This is a genomic window from Polaribacter dokdonensis, from assembly GCF_024362345.1.
Lineage (GTDB): Bacteria > Bacteroidota > Bacteroidia > Flavobacteriales > Flavobacteriaceae > Polaribacter > Polaribacter dokdonensis.
Map to the genome: position 1 here is coordinate 2,609,281 of NZ_CP101505.1, position 17,548 is coordinate 2,626,828.

Here is a 17,548-nt window from a genome sequence, read left to right on the forward strand (position 1 = left end):
ACCAATGGAAATACAAAAGGTTTGTTACTTCTTTTGATTTTTTTATAAAGTGTCTGTTTTCATCAACAGAAATAATTGCATTAAATAAAAAAGAGGCACGTTTATAGAGCCTCTTTTTTGTAAGAATTATTTTCTAATTCCTAATTCTTTGATTATTGCACGATATCTAGCAATATCAGTTTTCTTTAGATAATCTAATAAACTTCTACGCTTACCAACCATCATTACTAATGAACGCTCTGTATTAAAATCTTTACGATTCTTTTTTAAATGCTCAGTTAAATGGTTAATTCTGTGCGTAAATAACGCAATTTGACCTTCTGAAGAACCAGTATCGTTTTTACCTTTACCGTGTTTTTCGAAGATTCCTTCTTTTACTTCTTTAGTTAAGTACATGCCAATATTATTTAAATGATTTTTATGTATATCAATGATGTTTTCATTGAAGGTGCAAATATAGTCTTATTTTTTAGAATAACTAATTGAACTTAAACCTTTTTGTTTAACTTCTAACAGGTATGTTTTGTATTAAATCTATGTATAAGTTTACTTGTTTCTTAAGATCTTTACGTTCATAAATAGCATCTAAAAAACCATGTTCTAAAACAAATTCAGATTTCTGAAATCCTTCTGGTAATTCTTTTCCAGTTGTATCTTTTACCACTCTAGGACCTGCAAAAGCTATTAAAGCATTTGGTTCTGCAATATTTATATCACCTAACATTGCATAAGATGCAGTAGTACCACCAGTTGTTGGATCTGTACATAAAGAGATGTATGGTATTTTTGCTTCTGCTAACTGCGCAAGTTTTGCAGATGTTTTTACTAATTGCATTAAAGAAAGTGATGCTTCCATCATTCTTGCACCTCCAGATTTAGAAACCATTAGAAATGGAATTTTATTTTCTATGGCGTAATTAATTGCTCTTGCAATTTTCTCACCAACTACAGACCCCATAGATCCACCAATAAAAGCAAAATCCATAGCAGCAATTACTAAATCTTTACCTAAGGATTTACCAACAGCAGTTCTTACAGCGTCATTTAATTTAGTTTTTTCCTGAGCCGCTTTTAATCTGTCTGGATATTTCTTTGTGTCCTCAAATTTTAAAGGGTCTTTAGAAGTTAAAGATTCGTTCAACTCTTCGAATTTATTATCATCAAAAAATAATTCGAAATATTCTTTACTTCCAATTCTAACATGATAGCCATCTTCTGGACTAACATAAAGATTTTTCTTTAATTCTTCTGTATCTATAATTTTACCACTAGGTGTCTTATACCAAAGACCTTTAGGAGTATCTTTTTTTTCTTCTGTTGGTGTTTGTATTCCTTTATCAGTTCTTTTAAACCAAGCCATATAGTTTACTTTTAATTAACTTTTTACAATTTAATCTTTCTTTTTTCATCCTAAAGCAAGTGTACAAATATAACGGTTTTTGTGAATTAACAATATTACTTTAATTGTTTATTTTTGAGTCTATTGCATAAAAAAAGCATTTTGATTTTTACCTCAAAATGCTTATTTTATTATTGTTACTTGTGTTTATAAAGTATCTACATTATTTAAATCTGCAAATGCTTGTTTTAAACGTGCTTTAAAAGTTTCTTCTCCTAAACGCAACCATTTTCTAGGATCGTAATATTTTTTATTTGGTTGGTCTGCTCCATCAGGATTACCAATTTGAGTTGCTAGATAATCTGATTTACCTTGCATGTAATCTCTAATACCTTCTGTAAATGCAAATTGTAAATCTGTATCAATATTCATTTTAATTACACCATAACCAATTGCTTCTCTAATCTCCTCTAAAGTAGATCCTGAACCACCATGAAAAACAAAATCGATGTGATTTTCTTCTACACCATATTTTTTAGTTATGTATTCTTGAGAATTCTTTAAAATCTTTGGAGTTAACTTTACATTACCTGGCTTATAAACACCATGAACATTACCAAAAGCTGCAGCAATTGTAAATTGAGGAGATACTTTTAATAACTCTTCATAAGCGTAAGCAACTTCTTCTGGTTGTGTGTATAATTTAGATGCATCTACATCAGAATTATCTACACCATCTTCTTCACCACCTGTTATTCCTAATTCAATTTCTAAAGTCATACCCATTTTGCTCATTCTAGCTAAGTATTCTTTACAAATTTCTATATTTTCTTCAATTGGTTCTTCAGATAAATCAATCATATGAGAACTGTATAATGGCTTACCAGTTTCTGCGAAATGTTTTTCTGATGCATCTAATAAACCATCAATCCATGGTAATAATTTTTTTGCACAGTGGTCTGTGTGTAAAATTACAGGTACTCCATAAGCTTCTGCTAAAGTATGTACATGTTTTGCACCTGCTATACCACCTGCAATTGCTGATTGTTGATTTTCGTTAGATAAACCTTTACCTGCATTAAATTGAGCACCTCCATTAGAAAACTGAATAATTACAGGCGCGTTTAATTCTTTTGCAGTTTCTAAAACACCATTAATAGTGTTAGAACCAACAACATTTACTGCTGGTAATGCAAACCCTTTTTCTTTAGCGTAGTTAAATATTTTTTGAACTTCTGTACCTGTTGCAACACCAGGTTTTATGTTGTGACTCATTTTTTTTATTTTAATTGATATGTGTCAAAAATACTAAAAATTAAGATGTTAATTTTAAATAGCACCTTATAAAATCACGAAAACGTTTCCTTTTAAAAGGGATAGTTGATTCCTATATTGTAGACTGCATTGCTAAAATTGTAGTTTTTAAACCATTTACTTTCATTCAAATAAGGCTCATAAGTTTTAAAACCTACATCAAATCTTAAGATTAGGAAGTTAAAGTCTAATCTTGCTCCAACTCCAGAACCAATTGCAATATTTTGGAGGGAAGAGAAACTATTTAGTTTCTCATTTTCATTTACGAAACTAGAACCTGATATATCCCAAATATTACCAGCATCTACAAATAATGCTCCTTTTAATTTGCCAATAACATCAAACCTGTATTCTAAACTAGTTAAGAATTTAAAACTACCAATATTAAATTCTAACCCATTATTTCTAGCTCCAGGCCCTAATTCATAGGTTTGCCAAGCTCTTATGTCATTAGAACCTCCAGCAAAATAGGCCTTTACAAAAGGGATGTCTGAACCATCATAAGTAAATATTGCTCCTAAAAAGGTTCTAAAGGCAAAAACTGAATTATTACCCATTTCCCAGAATTTCTTATATTCTATATCAGTCTTAAAATACTGAGCTAAAGGAATATTTAGAAATGTCTTTTTATTATTAGCATTTGTTTTATTAGAGATTAATCCTAAGATATTTCCTGAGTTCGCAACTCTTGCTCTAAAGAACGAAAAGTTGTTGTCCTTAAAACTTGTTTGATTATTGTAAGTAAAAGAATAGGCTAAAATGGGTATTAAGAAATCTGAAGTAATAATATTATATCTATTTAAAATATTTAAACTTGTATTGTATTCTTCTGGATTTGACGATTGAAAACCTGTGTCATTTACTACTGTATTCATAAAACTTACAGCACCATCAGGTAATTGCAAATCAGCATTGTTATTATTGTAAATTTTAGCAATATCATTTAAAGTTTCATATTCAGAATTGTAAATATTAAAGAAACTACCAACATTCAAATTTTTAATATACTGTGTATTTAAAATTTCTAGTTGAATTGTTTTTGTAGGTGTGTATTGCCATTTATAATCGGTTAAAAAGGTAAAGGTTTGCCTATCTAAACCAATGTTTTTTTGAAAACTAGAACCTAGAGAAAACAAAGTTCTAGGAGACATTTCTTTAGGTACAAATTTGCTTAAGCCAAAAGGAGCTATAAATCTTGGTATTTCTAAAGATAAGTCTGAACCAATTTCCCAACCAGGGCCATTCTGTGAATTAAACCAAGATCCTAAAAAGGACATTTTTGCAAGTTCTGCACCTTTAAATGTATTTCTATTGGTTAAAGAAAATTTGCCTGAAACACCAATATTTCTAATATTAGAATGGGTTAATTCTGTTTCGAAACCTAAAGTGTATTTTTCTAAAGGAGATAAAAATACATCCATAATTAATTCATCTTCAGAGCCTGGAGTTGAAGAAAATTTAATATTGGTAGATTTAAAGTTTTTGAGTGATTTTAAATTAATTCTTGTTAAATTATTTAAAGTGTCCTTATAAATTTCTCCCTTTTTTAAAAAAATGTTTTCTGATAAGTATTTAGGGTTATATAATACCTTATCATATGCTAAAAAATTAATTCCATTATATTTAATAGAGTCTGTATAGGTTTCTGAATTATTATCAAATGAATAATCTGTAATGACATTAATTTCTTTAATGGTGTGTACTTTATACGGCTTTTCTAAATACCTTCCATTATCTTCTATAAGTCTGTTTGCAGAAATTAAAAAGTCTACATTGGTTTTAAAATCGGTTCTGGTAGAATCTACATAAAAGCCAAGTGCAGATTCTGTAAAATTATAAATTCCGTTATTTCTAAATAGTTTTACAACTTCACTAGCTTCGTTTCTAAATGTTTGATCTAAATATCGATCTCCTTTTTTAAGTAAACTTACTCTACCAGATTTTAGATAAATAGAATCTAAAACTGGAGATTTTATATTGATGTTAATTGTATCAAAAAGTGTAGCTTTTCCTTTTGTGATTTGATATGTTACTTCTGCTTTCTTATTTATTGTATCTACTTTAGTGTCTACAGAAGATTTAAAATAACCTTGTGTTTTATAATAAGCAGCTAAATTATCTGCGGTTTGCTTTACCTTTTTTGCATTGAATAACTTAGGGTCATCAAAATTTAAAAACCATTTATTTAAGTTTATAAATGAATTGGCATATGCTATACTTTGCTTTTCTGAAAAAACCTTTTTTACAAATTTATAAGAAGTGGGGTGCTCTAAAGCCCACTCAGAAGGAGTTTTAGGCTTGGTATGATTTCCTAAATTATGCACATACAATCCAAAAGGCATTCCCAAAAATTTAGAGTTGGGTTTCTGTAGTATATATTTCTGTAACTCTGTGCCACTTGTTTTTGTGCTGTCTATTACAATTAAATTTTTGGTAAGCAAATACTGCCCATCAATTACATGTTCTGTAGAATTACATGAAATTAAAAAGAGAATTAATAAAAAATAACACGTAAGTTTTTTCATTATTTTAGCAATCCAAAGAAAATCAAAAATAGTATTTTCTTATGGTTTATTTTTAATTACACTTAATTAATGAGCATCTCAAAAAATCAACTTAAAATTATAACTAGTTTATCTCAAAAAAAGTATAGAGAAAAACATGGTTTATTTATTGCAGAAGGCGTAAAAGTGGTTAAAGAACTTTTGCAATCTTCATTAGAGGTGTTTCAATTATTTGCTATTGATGATTATGAAATAACGAATCATGAGAATGTAGTAACTCGAATTTCTGAAGCCGATTTAAAAAAGATTAGTAAACTTAAATCGCCTAATAAAGTATTAGGACTTTTTAAAATTCCTGATGAACAACAAGCACAACAAAAAGGATTAATTTTAGCTTTAGATGAGATAAATGATCCTGGAAATTTGGGTACAATAATTCGATTATGTGATTGGTTTGGAATACATCAATTAGTTTGTTCTAAGAATACAGTAGACGCTTACAATCAAAAAGTGGTGCAGGCAAGTATGGGTTCTTTAACTAGAGTTTCTATTAAATATTTAGACTTGGCATCTTATTTAAATTCTTCTGAATTACCAACTTATATTGCTGATATGGATGGTTCAAACGTCTATAGTTCTCAATTGCCAGCAGAAGCAATTTTAGTTATGGGAAATGAAGCAAATGGTATTTCTGAATCGATTAGAGAAATTGTTCAGAATAAGATATCAATACCAAGATTTGGAGCAACACAAAAAACAGAGAGCTTAAATGTTGCAACTGCTACTGCAATTTTATTGAGTGAGTTTAAAAGGAGGTAGTCTACTCAAAAGCGAAGTTTAGAAAAATACCACGACTACCCATAAAGTTTACAGGAGCTGTCCACTGACTGTTTGGATTATCATCATATTTAATTTCATTATTAAATGCAAAAACACCACGAATTGAGGGTGAAAATTTAAAGAAATTTAAATAGATGTCTATACCCATACCAACCTCGTACATAAAGTTATGAGATTGCATTCTAAATTGACCTGCTGAGTTATCATCTTGATTTTCTTCATTACTAGAAAAATTGTAATCATAAGAAACACCAGCTAAAACATAAGGTCTAATGTTTTTATATCTATCAGTACTAAATTTTAAAATTACTGGCACATGTAAGTAGGTAGAGCCAATTTCTCTAACACTATCTTGTGCTGTGTCTATATGATTAAAATAAATGTTTTTAGAATTCGTAACCAAACCTGGCTCAAAACGCAGGTTTAAGTTTTCATGCAATCTTAAATCTGCAATTAAACCTACATTAAAACCTAAAGAAGGTTCTACTGTTATATTTGCGTTACTAATATTGCTATTTCTTAAGTTTAATTTAAAATCATTTTGATTTACCCCTAAATAAAAACCATAATGTAATTTTCTTTTATCAAAAGTTGGTAAATTTTCTACACGATCTCTTTGGGCTAATGCTGTTGCAGAAATTAATAGATAAAAACTAAGAAAAAATACTTTTTTGCTCATACTTATTTACTTGCAGTATAAATTGTTGCTACACCAAATGTAACTGGTTCTGCTTTTGTATGAGTAAACCCATTTTTTTGTAAAATATTGTTGAAAGCTTCTCCAAAAGGAAAAGAATTCGCAGATTCTGATAAATAAGAATAGGCACTTTTGTCTTTAGAAAATAACTTACCAACTGTTGGTAAAAACAAATTAGTGTATAATTTGTACCCTTGTTTAAAAGGAAATTTTACAGGATTAGATGTTTCTAAAATAACCAAAACACCTGTTGGTTTTAAAACTCTAGCAATTTCTTTTAAACCTTTATCTAAGTTTGCAAAATTACGCACACCAAAAGAAACTGTAATAGCATCAAACGTAGCATCATCAAAGGGCATTGCTTCAGAATCGCCAACAATCATTTCTATCTTTTCAGATAAATTTGCTTTGGCAATTTTTTGTTTACCAACTTCTAACATTCCTGCAGAAATATCTAAACCTACAATTCTATCAGGATTTAAATCAGACATCATTAAAGCTAAATCTCCTGTACCTGTTGCTATGTCTAAAATTTGTTTTGGCTTGTTTCTGCCAACAATTTCTACAACTTTCTTACGCCATTTAATGTCAATCCCTAAAGATATTACTCTGTTTAAACCATCATAATTTTCAGAAATATTATCAAACATTTGAGCAACTTGTTCTTTCTTGCCTAATTTTGAATCTTTATAAGGATTGATTTTTTCTGCTGACATGTTATCTTATTATCCGTTAATTGCTACAACTTCGTTAATTTGATTTGGTAACATCTCTTTTAAAAGAGATTCTATTCCGTTTTTAAGTGTAGCTGTAGAAGATGGACATCCACTGCAAGCTCCTTGTAAAATTACGCTTACTACTTTATTTTGTTCATCATAAGAACGAAAAGCAATATTACCTCCATCACCAGCTACAGCAGGTTTTATGTATTCATCTAAAATATCAGAAATTTGGGCAGGTATACCTTCTAACTCTACTACAGGGGCAACTACTTCTGGAGTTTTGCTGTTTTCTACTGTAGGTAAATCTTTAATTATGGTTTTTCCATCAACTAAATATTCTCTAATAAAAGTTCTAACTTCTGCAAAAACCTCATTCCATTCAACCATATCATATTTAGTTACAGAAATATAATTATCTGATATAAATACTTCTTTTACAAATGGAAAATTGAAAATTGCTTGTGCTAAAGGTGATGATTTGCTAGCTTCTTCAATGTTTTTAAACTCAACATCTGTTTGGGTTAACGCTTTGTTAGTGCCAAACTTCATTACTGCAGGATTTGGTGTTACTTCTGCATAAACCTCTATTGCCTCTTTTTTAGTTGATGAAGTTTCTTCATTTACAACTACATTGCCATCAGAAATATAAGCTTCAATTTGTTCTGCAACTTCATCTTGTACATCTGCCCATTCAACAATATCAAAGCGTTGAATAGCAATGAAATTTGCAGTTATGAAGACCTTTTTTACAAATGGTAAGTAAAATAATTGTTGCGCTAAAGGTGAGTTTTTAGCTTCATCTATGTTCGAAAATTCGTAACTACCACCATTAATTAAAACCTTTGTACTGTTAAATTTTAGTATAGTTTCGTTGGTAGTTTCTTGAATAGTAATTTTTGTCTCTTGCATGTGCTTATCGTAAGTTGCAAAATTAAGGTAAAAAACTCAATTTAAATAAAAAAGACCTTGCATTTATTTAAAAACGCAAGGCCAAATTGGGGTTGTTTTACTTTATAAACTAAGTGATACTGAAGCAGTAATAACTTTATTGTCTAATGTTAAATTTGCGGCATCTACATTAAAGCCTGAATAAAAATTATATGCAGCAGTTCTATTACTATCGCTATAAGATAAATCTACCTTAAAGTTTCCAAAATTGTAACCTGCTCCTAAAGAATAACCTTTTAAATCATCAGTTTCTAGAGCGTTAATATCTGGGCTTTGTTCAAATCGATAACCTCCTCTTAAACTTAATCTGTTTACTCTCCATTCTGCACCTACATTAAAGTTATGTGTGTTTTGATAATCATCTTGAAAAGATTGATTTTCTACAGAAAAGTCATCACCTGATAATCTAATATTTTTAAAGTTTTTATTGGTGTAATCGAAACTTAGTAGACCGTTTTTACCAAAAATTAAAGCACCACTAGCAGTTAATTTACTAGGTGTTCTTAATCTGTAAACTAAAGCCTGAACTGGAAAAAATCCACCAGAAGTATTATCGTAAATAGCACTGTCATTACTTACAAAGATTTCTGTATCTCCGAAATAACCATCATTATCTAAAACATTACTTTCCTCAATAATTTCTGAAAACCAAGTAGGTGTTTGATAAGATAAACCAAATCTAAAGTATTCATTTGCTTTATAAATAAAACCAAGATTTGCAGAGAATCCTTGTCCTGAGGTAAAATTTTCTTGATATAAATAGGCGTCTAATTCGTTTCCATTTGCATCACTATTAAACTCTACTAAGGTAGATCTTTGATTAAAGTTTAAATCATAAAAATTTAAACCTAAACCAACATGTAGTCTTTCTTTATGCACAGAAGAAAAACCGATATTAAATTCACTCAATTCACCTCTATAAGAATTATCAAAAACTTGTTCATCAGCAATGTTGTAGTTAAAGTTTGGGTCATTGGTATCTAAAGGAAACTCAGTAAATGTTGCAACACCACTATTACCTCTAGCACTAAAATCGTTTGTAAAATCTTTAGTTAGTCTATAGTTGAAACCAACTGCAAATTTATTCCAACCAGAATCATTGTTGTCTCTAAATACTAATACAGCTCCTGCCTGAGATAGGTTTATAAATTGATTGTCATTCATTAATGAATTACCATAATAATCAGTAGTTATTTGTGAATTTCTAGAATTTAATGTTCCAGAAAAACTACTATTATTAAATACAGATAGACCTGCTGGATTGATATTTAGTGAAGAAATATCTCCACCCAAAGCTCCAAAAGCTCCACTCATTGCTGTAAACCTTGCAGTACCTACGTTATCATCTTGAGAGAATAAAAGGGCTAAATCTTGATATCCTAAAGATTGAGCATAAGACACAGTTGTAGTTGCGAATAAAATCGCCAGTATTAATAATTTTTTCATAATGATTACTTTCTGTTTTTAATTTCCTCTTCTAGATGATGAACTTCTGCTAGATGAACCTCTACTAGATGTTCCTCTGCTTGAAGATGATGATCTTGAAGAACTTCTTGATGTAGATGCTCTGCTTGAACTTCTTGAAGATGATCTTGATGTGGATGCCCTGCTATTTCTACTATTAGAACTAGATCTACCAATATTAGAGCTTCTTCTAGAAGAAGAGTTTCCTCTTCTATTAATAGTGGTTCCTCTTCTATTAGTAGGAGTTGCAATTCTTCTTCTGTTTGTAGTTGTGTTTCTTTTTATAGTATTGGTATTTCTTCTACCAGTTGTTGTAGTTGCTCTTCTATTTGTATTATTTCTATTTGTAGTATAGGTGTTGTTTCTTCTAGTGTTATTTGCAACTACATTTCTTCTACCATATCTTACACCTCTATTGATGTTATTATACCTGTTATTTCTAAAGCCAGTTATTCCAAAATTTGGTAAGAAAGGGTGTAAATATCCGCCATTCCATGCTCCTATTCCTGCATAAGGGTCTATAAATCCCCAATTCGCATAGGTTCTTCCCCAAGTGCTAAATCCCCAAGGTCTTCCAAATCCTCTTCTCCATCTCCAAGGGTTATTATAACCCCAGCCCCAGTTATTCCAACCACCAACAGCAAAAACATTAAATCCCCAATTATTAAAACCACCTCCCCAAAAAGGGTTATTCATTAAATTGACATTTACAACCACATTATTATCTTCATAACCCCAAGGTTGTGCGCCATTGTAACTCGAGTTTTCATCAGAGAATTCTCCATTATTCAATCCATCATCATAATAATAGTCATCTACATCAGTAAATATTTCGTTGTTGTCTATATTCTGGAGGTCTACTAATTTTTTAGAAAAATAATTTTCTTCATAATCTTGGTATTCTTTTTCGTTTACAACAATAATTTTCTTTTCTTCATTTTTTGGTGTTGTATCTCCGTAAATTCCATCATCATTATATACACTTTGATATGTACCACATGAAACTAAAAATAAATTTGCAGTTACAAATAGTACAACTTGAGTAAGCTTAATGCTTTTATAATGTAGTTTCATAATTGTTTATGTTTTAAGTGTTATACTTTATTTCTAAAATTCATTACTGAAAACTCCCAAATTATAGTAATTTTGCTTTCATCAATATTAAGGTGATTTCAGTAATATTATATTCACTTTAAAGGTAACAATATTTGTGCCAAAGTTTTAATTATGAGTAAGAAGTTAACAAAAAGAGCAGAAGATTATTCTAAATGGTATAATGAATTAGTGGTTAAAGCGGACCTTGCAGAAAATTCTGCAGTGAGAGGTTGTATGGTTATTAAGCCCTATGGATTTGCGATTTGGGAAAAAATGCAGGCAGAATTAGATAGAATGTTTAAGGAAACAGGTCATGAAAATGCATACTTTCCATTATTCGTTCCTAAAAGTTTATTTGAGGCAGAAGAGAAGAATGCAGAAGGTTTTGCTAAAGAATGTGCTGTTGTTACTCATTACAGATTACAAAATGATCCTGAAAACGAAGGTAAATTAAGAGTAGATCCAGAAGCTAAATTAGAGGAAGAATTGGTTGTTAGACCAACTTCTGAAGCTATTATTTGGAATACCTATAAAGGATGGATACAATCCTACAGAGATTTACCTTTACTAATTAATCAATGGGCTAATGTGGTTCGTTGGGAAATGAGAACGCGTCTGTTTTTAAGAACCGCTGAATTTTTGTGGCAAGAAGGGCACACTGCACATGCTACTAAAATTGAAGCTGTAGCTGAAGCAAAACAAATGCAAGACGTATATGCTCAATTTGCTGAGAATTTTATGGCTATGCCTGTTATTAAAGGGGTAAAGTCAGATAGTGAAAGGTTTGCAGGTGCTGAAGATACTTATACTATAGAAGCTTTAATGCAAGATGGAAAAGCATTACAAGCTGGTACATCTCATTTTTTAGGACAGAATTTTGCTAAAGCTTTTGATGTAAAATATACATCTAAAGAAGGTAAGCAAGAGCATGTTTGGGCTACCTCTTGGGGTGTTTCCACTCGTTTAATTGGAGGGTTAATCATGACTCATTCAGATGATAATGGGTTGGTATTACCCCCAAAATTAGCTCCAATCCAAGTAGTGATAGTTCCTATATACAAGAATGATGAACAATTAGATGCGATCACTGAAAGAGTTAATAGTATCACCAAGGATTTAAGAAAAATAGGCATTTCAGTCAAGTTTGATAATAGAGATACTTTTAGACCTGGTGCAAAATTTGCAGAATATGAATTAAAAGGTGTACCTGTAAGAATTGCATTAGGAAGTCGTGATTTAGAAAATGGCACTTTAGAAGTAGCCAGAAGAGATACATTAGAAAAAAATACAATTAATATTGATGAAGCTGTAACTTACATTCAGGATTTATTAATGGATATTCAAAATAACTTATTTGATAAAGCAATTAGTTTTAGAAAAGAGCATACAACTGAAGTAAATGATTTTAAAGAATTCAAGAAAGCTTTAAAAAATACTGGAGGTTTTATTTCTGCTCATTGGGATGGTACAGAGGAAACAGAAGATAGAATTAAAGAATACACAAAAGCTACGATTAGATGTATCCCAAATGATGCTGAAAATGAGCCAGGAGTATGCGTATTAACGGGGAATCCTTCTACTAGGAGAGTACTGTTTGCTAAGGCTTATTAATTTTTTTGAAAAAAAAATAAAAAAAGGTTGCAGAATTTCAAAAACGTTGTATATTTGCATCCGCAATTGAGAGATAATTGATTGTTATGGTCCGTTCGTCTAGGGGTTAGGACGCATGGTTTTCATCCATGTAACACGGGTTCGATTCCCGTACGGACTACAAAAGTTTTAAATAAAAAACGAGAAAACAAAGTTATGGCAAATCACAAGTCAGCATTAAAAAGAATTAGAAGTAACGAATCTAAAAGATTACGTAATAAATATCAGCACAAAACTACAAGGAATGCTGTTAGAGATTTACGTGTAGTTGAAGATAAGAAAGAAGCTGAAGGAATGCTTAGTAATGTTATTTCTATGTTAGATAAGTTAGCTAAGAATAATATTATTCACAAAAACAAAGCTGCAAATTTAAAGTCTAAATTAACAAAGCACGTTGCTGCATTGTAGATTTTAAGTTTTCAAAATATATATTAAAAGTTCTGATTTTTCAGAGCTTTTTTTTTGTTTTATATTTTTGATATGGATTATTAAAAATCATAATTTTTATGAGCATCTAATCTAATAAATATGAATAGTAATATCGTAAATCCCCATAAAGAAGAACCGCCATAACTGAAAAAGGGTAGAGGGATACCTACTGTTGGTAACAACCCTATAACCATTCCTATATTCACAATTACATGAAAATATAGTATGGATGCTAATCCATAACCATAAATTCTACCAAATTTATTTGTATGGGTTTCTGCTTGGTAAATAATTCGAAACATAAGAAGCATAAATATAATAATTACCAAACTGCTACCTATAAAACCCCATTCTTCACCTACAGTACTAAATATATAATCTGTATGTTGTTCTGGAACAAAATCACCTTGAGTTAGGTTACCCTTTAAAAATCCCTTACCATAAACTCCTCCAGAACTTATTGTTAGTTCTGATTGATAAGAATTATAACCAATTCCTTTATTATCTATTTTTTTTCCTAATAAAATGTCAAAACGATCTTTTTGATGGGAAGGTAAAACGTTTTCATAAATGTAACCCGTTCCAAAAATAAAAATACCTAATACCAAATAAGTGCCTAAAACCTTATACCAGTTAAATCTTATAAATCGTTTTCCTCCCTTATAAATTAGGTAAATAGAAAGTACAGTTAATAATAAAAATGCGGATAGTAAAACAATCTTAAAACTAAAATATATGGTTAACAGAGATAAAGCAATAATAACAGCTCCTAATAATATATAATTAAGTGTTAGACCTTCTCTATGTAATACAAAGAAAAAGGATACATAAATTAAGGCAGAACCTGCATCTGGTTGCAGGAAAATTAGAAATGCAGGAAAAAATACTATTATAAAAGATTTAATTTGATTTTTTATCAACTTAAAGTTATACTGCCTGTCACTTAGTAATTTTGCGATTGCTAAAGCAGTAAACGCTTTTACAAACTCAGATGGTTGTAAACTCATTGCTCCAAAATTAAACCAAGATTTAGCGCCATTAATTTCTTTTCCTAATGGGAAAAGCAATACAAGGCTTATAAGTGATAGTACATAGAAAAGTGGTGCGTATCTTTCATAAAACTTTGAGTTGAAGAACAATACACCAATTATTAAAGGTATGCAAAGTACAATCCAAATTAATTGTTTGCCATATTTGGTTGAGAAATCAAAAATCTGGTTGTTTTCTTCAGTTACAGAAGCTGCGTAAATATTTAACCAACCAAATCCAACTAAAACAGCATATAGTAAAACTAATAGCCAATCTATACCTGCAAAAATGTTATTTCGTTCCTGACGCAAACTCTTCTGGATTTTCTAATTGTTTCGCATAAATGTGCTCTAAACTCATATTGAACATGGATTTTTCTCTATATTTATTTTTTTCAGAGATTTTTCCATTAATATACTTTTCAATTAATAAGCTGCTAATTGGAGCAGCAATTGTAGAACCATAACCACCATTTTCTACAAAAACGGCTAAAGCTATTTTTGGATTATTTTTTGGAGCAAAGGCAACTAAAATTGAATGATCATCTAACTGAACTTTAGTGCCATTTTTAATTACGAAGTTTTCTGCAGTACCTGTTTTACCACAAATTTCTATGCCCTTAACTTGGCTATATTTACCTGTACCGCTTTTAAAAACTTCGTGCATAGCTTCTATTACAGGTAAAAAATTTTCTTTATCAATCGTGGTTTGTTTTGGAGTTACATAATTTGGGTCATCAATAAATTTATCATTTATTTTTTTTACGATATGAGGCGTGTAAAAATAACCTCTATTAGCTATAGCTGCAGTGAAATTTGCTAACTGAATTGGAGTGGTTAAAACTTCACCTTGACCAATTGCATTAGAAATGTTAGTAGCAGCATTCCAAGTGTATTTATATCTACTATCATAATATTTACCATCAGGTATTAAGCCTGGAACTCCAGCAGGTAAATCATAACCTAAATAGTTTCCTAAACCAAAACTAGTTACATGTCTATTCCAATTATCTAGACCTTCAGAAGCGTTTTTATCTTTTTCTACGATTCTTCTATAGGTATTGCTAAAATAGCTGTTGCATGACCTAGCTATGGCCGTTTTTAATTTTATAGGTCTATTATAAATTCCACAATGACAGCCCATAAATTCATTGGGTCTATTTCCATATCTATAACCATGATAACATCTAAATGTAGTTTGTTTATTAATCACATTTTCTTGTAAACCTATTAATGCATTCATCATTTTGAAAGGTGAACCTGGAGGATATGCAGCTAGTAACCCTCTATCATAAGTGGGTTTTTCGATGCTATCTAATCTAAATAACTTGTATGAGTTTGGAGATCTTTTTCTACCAACTAACATGTTAGGATCATAAGAAGGAGCAGTAACTAATGCTAGAATTTCTCCAGTCGATGGTTCAATGGCTACAATACCACCACGTTTACCTTTCATTAATTTTTGAGCATACATTTGTAACTCAATATCTAAGGTTAACATTAGGTCTTTACCATTTACAGGTAAAGTATCCTTAGAACCATTTTTATATGAGCCAGTAACTTTATTAAACCTGTTTCTATGTAGGTATTTTTTACCTTTTCTACCTCTTAAAACATCTTCATACTGTCTTTCTATTCCATCTTTTCCTTCTAATTCTCCTTGCTGGTAATAGTTGTTTGTTCTTGCTTTTTGCTCATTTACCTCTCCAATATAACCCAAAACGTTTGCTGCAGCAGGTAATGGATAATCTCTAATAATTCTTTTCTGAATATAAAAACCTGAATACTTGTGCAGTTTTTCTTGTAGAAATGCAAAATCTTCTTTAGCCAATTGTTTTAAAAATACTGAGGGTAGGTAAGAAGCATATCTTTCGGCTTTTTTAAATCGTTTCAAAAAGTCCTTTTTATCAATTTTTAAAAGATTGCAAAATTCAATAGTATCTAATGGTTTTACTTGATTTGGCTGAACCATAACATCATAAGATAATTGGTTTGCAACCAATAATTCTCCATTTCTATCATATACATAGCCACGTTCTGGATAATCATAAACAGTTTTTACTGCAGCATTATGAATAGGGTCATAATTTTTACTTTTAATTATTTGCAGTTGAAATAATCGTCCAATAAAAACTAAACCAGTAATGGTAATTAAAAAATAAAGTAAAAAACTCTTTTGCATTATTCAATTTTAGTAAAAATATAACTTCCTAAGAAGTATAAGATTAACGTAAAAATACTAGAAAATAGTGTGTTTAAAATAACCTCAGAAAAATTCTGTAGGCTAAAATTAGCAAAAGAAAAGTAAATAAGGTGATGAATTATGGTTAAAGTTACTACATAGTTAAATCTTTTTCCAAAAGGCTCAGATTTTAGTTTGAAAAAAGCATAATCAGTTGCCACTTTTCTAAAATATAGTTTTATAAAAAACAGTCTTGCATAAGCAATTATTAGTATTGAAAAGGCATGAATACCTCCAGAGTCTGAAAAGAAATCAACTCCTAATCCAAGAAGAAATGTATAGAATAAAAATGGTATTCGATTTTCTTTTAGTGGATATAAAAAAACAAAAATAATATAGAGATATGGGTTAATATGACCTAAAAAAAGAATATTATTTAGAATCAATACCTGTAAGAACAGTAAACCAAAAAATAGAAAAATAAGACGTACGTTGCTATTCATTCTGTGCTTCTAATTGATTAATTTCTATTCTATCAAAGTTTTTAATGATATGCACATATCCTAAATTACTCATGTCATTAAACAGAGTTACATTTACCTTATTGTCTGCGCTGTTTCCTTTATTAATTTCAGAAATAGTACCAATTAAAATTCCTTCTGGAAATATGGTTGATTTACCACCAGTTTCGATAGTGTCTCCAATTTTTAAAGGAGCTTGCCTTGGAATGTCAGAAAGTTGAACAGTATTGTAATCTTTTCCATCCCAACCTAAAGATCCAAAGTAATTGCTATTTTTTAGTCGAGCATTTATTTTACTATTCTTATTTAAAATAGACTGAACTCTTGCATAGTTATTGGTAGTATTATCTGTAATACCAATAACACCTCTGCTGTTAATTACAGCCATTTCCTTTTTAATGCCTTGATTTTCTCCTCTATCAATTGTTATAAAGTTAAAGTCTTTAGCATAATTATTATTGATAATTTTTGCAGTGGTAAATGTGTACTTCTGATTAAAATTTATGGTATCTAAAATTATTGAATCTTTAGAGTCAAGGTTATTACTGATTTTTGAGAGCAAATTTCTAAGTCGAGTATTTTCTTCGGCTAAAAGTTTGTTTTCTTCTTTTAATCCAAAATATTCAGAAATCTTAGAAGATTGAAAGTATAAGCCTCCAGTAATTGAATTAGCAGAGTTTACAAACTTACTTTTATGAAAACTGAGATTATTAAAAATAAGAAAAAGGGCAATAAATTCTAGTACAAGAAAAAACAAGAAGTATTTAAACTTCTGAAAAAAGTAGATAATTTGTTGCATTCTTAAAAATTAATAA

At 30.0% G+C, this 17,548-nt stretch carries 16 protein-coding genes and 1 tRNA gene; 4 read left to right on the top strand and 13 right to left on the bottom strand.

The genetic code is table 11. From position 1 onward, the window contains the following. Positions 1-126: 126 nt before the first annotated feature. From rpsO to tamL, 4 genes are all read right to left on the bottom strand, one after another. Positions 127-396 (bottom strand): 30S ribosomal protein S15, encoded by a 270-nt coding sequence (gene rpsO / locus LPB302_RS11575; RefSeq protein ID WP_053973400.1) that lies wholly within the window; start codon positions 394-396, stop codon positions 127-129. Positions 397-502: 106 nt separating this feature from the next. Further along, positions 503-1,360 (bottom strand): acetyl-CoA carboxylase, carboxyltransferase subunit beta, encoded by an 858-nt coding sequence (gene accD, locus LPB302_RS11580; RefSeq protein ID WP_053973399.1) that lies wholly within the window; start codon positions 1,358-1,360, stop codon positions 503-505. A gap of 186 nt (positions 1,361-1,546) precedes the next feature. Further along, entirely contained in the window at positions 1,547-2,614 is a 1,068-nt protein-coding gene (fbaA, locus tag LPB302_RS11585; RefSeq protein ID WP_053973398.1) for a class II fructose-bisphosphate aldolase, read from the bottom strand. 92 nt (positions 2,615-2,706) lie between these two features. Beyond that, entirely contained in the window at positions 2,707-5,178 is a 2,472-nt protein-coding gene (tamL, locus tag LPB302_RS11590) for a translocation and assembly module lipoprotein TamL (protein ID WP_053973397.1), read from the bottom strand. A 69-nt stretch (positions 5,179-5,247) separates the two neighbouring features. Here tamL and LPB302_RS11595 point away from each other — a divergent pair, with 69 nt between their 5' ends. Then, the gene (locus tag LPB302_RS11595; RefSeq protein WP_053973396.1) at positions 5,248-5,976 is read left to right on the top strand and encodes a TrmH family RNA methyltransferase; all 729 of its coding nucleotides are present in this window, start codon (positions 5,248-5,250) and stop codon (positions 5,974-5,976) included. Between the two features lies 1 nt (position 5,977). Here the strand turns inward: LPB302_RS11595 and porT are convergent, their stop codons facing one another. From porT to LPB302_RS11620, 5 genes are all read right to left on the bottom strand, one after another. Continuing rightward, a complete protein-coding gene (gene porT, locus LPB302_RS11600; protein ID WP_053973395.1) occupies positions 5,978-6,676 on the bottom strand; it encodes a type IX secretion/gliding motility protein PorT/SprT in 699 nt (232 codons plus the stop codon). Between the two features lie 2 nt (positions 6,677-6,678). Continuing rightward, positions 6,679-7,410, bottom strand: a complete 732-nt coding sequence (ubiE, locus tag LPB302_RS11605; RefSeq protein ID WP_053973394.1) for a bifunctional demethylmenaquinone methyltransferase/2-methoxy-6-polyprenyl-1,4-benzoquinol methylase UbiE — start codon at positions 7,408-7,410, stop codon at positions 6,679-6,681. A gap of 9 nt (positions 7,411-7,419) precedes the next feature. Beyond that, positions 7,420-8,325: a NifU family protein gene (locus LPB302_RS11610; protein WP_053973393.1), complete on the bottom strand. Its 906-nt coding sequence runs from the start codon at positions 8,323-8,325 to the stop codon at positions 7,420-7,422. Between the two features lie 102 nt (positions 8,326-8,427). Further along, positions 8,428-9,810 (bottom strand): OmpP1/FadL family transporter, encoded by a 1,383-nt coding sequence (locus tag LPB302_RS11615; protein ID WP_053973392.1) that lies wholly within the window; start codon positions 9,808-9,810, stop codon positions 8,428-8,430. An 18-nt stretch (positions 9,811-9,828) separates the two neighbouring features. Beyond that, positions 9,829-10,902, bottom strand: coding sequence for a hypothetical protein (locus LPB302_RS11620; protein ID WP_053973391.1), 1,074 nt, complete (start codon positions 10,900-10,902; stop codon positions 9,829-9,831). Positions 10,903-11,055: 153 nt separating this feature from the next. On the opposite strand from LPB302_RS11620, the gene proS reads away from it, so the two are divergent. The 3 genes from proS (at position 11,056) to rpsT (ending at position 12,981) form a co-directional block, all read left to right on the top strand. Beyond that, entirely contained in the window at positions 11,056-12,534 is a 1,479-nt protein-coding gene (gene proS / locus LPB302_RS11625) for a proline--tRNA ligase (protein ID WP_053973390.1), read from the top strand. An 88-nt stretch (positions 12,535-12,622) separates the two neighbouring features. Next, a tRNA-Glu gene (locus LPB302_RS11630) sits at positions 12,623-12,694 on the top strand. Between the two features lie 35 nt (positions 12,695-12,729). After that, the gene (gene rpsT, locus LPB302_RS11635) at positions 12,730-12,981 is read left to right on the top strand and encodes a 30S ribosomal protein S20 (RefSeq protein WP_053975277.1); all 252 of its coding nucleotides are present in this window, start codon (positions 12,730-12,732) and stop codon (positions 12,979-12,981) included. An 80-nt stretch (positions 12,982-13,061) separates the two neighbouring features. On the opposite strand, the gene rodA is transcribed toward rpsT, so the two are convergent. From rodA to mreC, 4 genes are read right to left on the bottom strand one after another with little or no spacing between them, the layout of a single operon-like run. Continuing rightward, positions 13,062-14,342, bottom strand: a complete 1,281-nt coding sequence (rodA, locus tag LPB302_RS11640) for a rod shape-determining protein RodA (protein WP_053973389.1) — start codon at positions 14,340-14,342, stop codon at positions 13,062-13,064. Beyond that, on the bottom strand, positions 14,323-16,212 hold the full coding sequence (mrdA, locus tag LPB302_RS11645; protein ID WP_053973388.1) for a penicillin-binding protein 2: 1,890 nt from the start codon (positions 16,210-16,212) through the stop codon (positions 14,323-14,325). Before mrdA ends, rodA begins: the two co-directional genes overlap by 20 nt. Further along, positions 16,212-16,715, bottom strand: a complete 504-nt coding sequence (locus LPB302_RS11650; protein WP_053973387.1) for a hypothetical protein — start codon at positions 16,713-16,715, stop codon at positions 16,212-16,214. The genes mrdA and LPB302_RS11650 overlap by 1 nt, the downstream gene beginning before the upstream one ends. After that, on the bottom strand, positions 16,708-17,532 hold the full coding sequence (gene mreC / locus LPB302_RS11655) for a rod shape-determining protein MreC (RefSeq protein ID WP_053973386.1): 825 nt from the start codon (positions 17,530-17,532) through the stop codon (positions 16,708-16,710). Before mreC ends, LPB302_RS11650 begins: the two co-directional genes overlap by 8 nt. Positions 17,533-17,548 lie beyond the last annotated feature (16 nt).